This window comes from uncultured Cardiobacterium sp. (assembly GCF_938028185.1).
GTDB lineage: Bacteria > Pseudomonadota > Gammaproteobacteria > Cardiobacteriales > Cardiobacteriaceae > Cardiobacterium.
The window spans coordinates 1-1,862 of sequence record NZ_CALJAH010000277.1 but is presented as its reverse complement, the minus strand read 5'-3'; the positions used below and the strand labels follow the sequence as shown (position 1 = coordinate 1,862).

General features: G+C 60.3%; 1 protein-coding gene and 1 pseudogene. Both read left to right on the top strand.

The window, feature by feature from the left end:
* Positions 1–979: 979 nt before the first annotated feature.
* Positions 980–1,387 (top strand): hypothetical protein, encoded by a 408-nt coding sequence (locus tag Q0349_RS08230; protein WP_298080386.1) that lies wholly within the window; start codon positions 980–982, stop codon positions 1,385–1,387.
* Positions 1,384–1,862, top strand: a pseudogene (locus tag Q0349_RS08225) (hypothetical protein); the annotation flags it as partial. The gene Q0349_RS08230 and the pseudogene Q0349_RS08225, both read left to right, overlap by 4 nt.

The following is a 1,862-nucleotide window of genomic DNA, read 5'->3' as shown; positions in this document are numbered from 1 at the left end:
GTTTGGTTACCGCTATGAGTGAATTGTAAACAGCCCCTAGCGCGCAGCGCGTAACCCAACAACGGAATATGTGTTGGGTTACGTTCGTACCTCGCTAACCCTACCTACAAACTTGCCCCGCCGTTGCATCCGGGCGCTTCGTGATGGTGGGTCAAGACCCACCCTACAACGGATGATGATTGCCATAGGGGCGGCGCTGATACACTCGCGCAAAACGTATCACCATAGAATGCTCTATCGTCTTGTTGCTCCCTAACCCAACCCGCAAACAACACCTGCGTTTGCGGCAAATCGTAGGGTGGGGCTTGCCCCACCGTTGCATCCGGGCGCTTCGTGATGGTGGGTCAAGACCCACCCTACGATGGATGGCATAGCCATAGCGGGCGGAGCTGATGCACTCGCGCAAAACGTGTCGCCACCGAATGCTTCATCGTCTTATTACTCCCTAACCCAACCCGCAAAAGCACCTGCGTTTGCGGCAAATCGGTAGGGTGGGGCTTGCCCCGCCGTTGCATCCGGGTGTTTGTGATGGTGGGTCAAGACCCACCCTACAACGGATAGCAATGGCCATAACGGGCGGGGCTGATACACTCGCACAAAACGAGTCGCTACCGAATGCTCTATCGTCTTATTAAACGCCTGCGTTTGCGGCAAATCTGTAGGGTGGGGCTTGCCCCACCGTTGTATCCGGGCGTTTTGTGATGGTGGGTCAAGCCCCATACTACGGCGGATGTCGATGCCCATAGCGGGCGGCGCTGATACACTCGCGCAAAACGTGTCGCTGCCGAATACTTTATCGTCTTGTTGCGGCAAATCTGTAGGGTGGCACAACCATAGGGGCGGAGCGACGCGGCGCCCCACGGGGGAGGGAGCTGTTCGGTGGATTTCGGCAGCGGCGGCGATTTCCGCCGTGCGTCGGGTTGTATCCGCCCGCAGGGTGATAATAAGATGCACCTGTTCTTTTCAGCCGGTAATCGCCATGTTCAAACCGCTTGCCCTTTTTGCACCGCTTTATTTCGTTGATTTGCTCGCGCTGCATATTGTCGCGCCTGCCAGCGTCGCCACGCAGTTTCACTGGTGTTATCCGCTGGTTGCGGCGGTTGCCGTCATGCTCACGGGTATGGTTGTCCGCCCAACGCGCCCGCTTGCCTTCAGCCTCATCGCGCTGCCGCTGGTGTATCTCTTGAGCTTTGCCCGTTTTGTCGGCGAGACGGTGTGGTTTCTCGGTTTTGAGACGTTGCGGCAGATGCACGGCACGATGTTGCCGATGATGCTCGCCAATCTGCGCGACAATCTCTCCGCCGCCGATGTGGCGCTGTTGCTCGCCCATGTCGCCGCGGTCTTCCTCGCCCTGTATTTTTCCGCCCGCTGGAGTGCCAGACGATGAACGGCTGCGCGGTTTCTATTCTTTATTTTTGTGTCATTTTGCCGGGCGCGCTCGCGGCTGATGCGTTTCTCGGCAGTGGCGGGATGTTCAGCTTTTTCGGGATTGTGTTCGCGCTCATCCTTTTTGGGATGCGTCCGCGTGTATCGGAGGATTCGCCCGCGCCGCCGGATGAGCTGGCCACGCTGCACGCGCTGGTGCGGGATTTGCAGGAGCAGCTCGCCGCGCTGCGCCGCGAGGTGCGCCAGTTGCAGGCGAAGGTCGCGCGGCAGCCGCGCATTCCGATTACGTTGCCGCTGCGGCTGGAGGAGTCGCCGCAGGCGGTCAGCGCCGAGTTGCCGAAGCATTTTCCGCCGCCGGAAGCCGCGCCCGTCGCCGAAGCGCCTCCCGATGATTGGTCGTTGCCTGATGTGGCTGCGGTCGCCACGCCGGAGGAAGCCGCGCCGTTGCCAGTCAGTGAACCGCTGCCGCTGGCGCG

What these genes read in the sequence shown, in the direction of transcription:
- Q0349_RS08230 (WP_298080386.1), top strand. Translation starts at nt 980, where the DNA reads ATGTTCAAACCGCTTGCCCTTTTTGCACCGCTTTATTTCGTTGATTTG.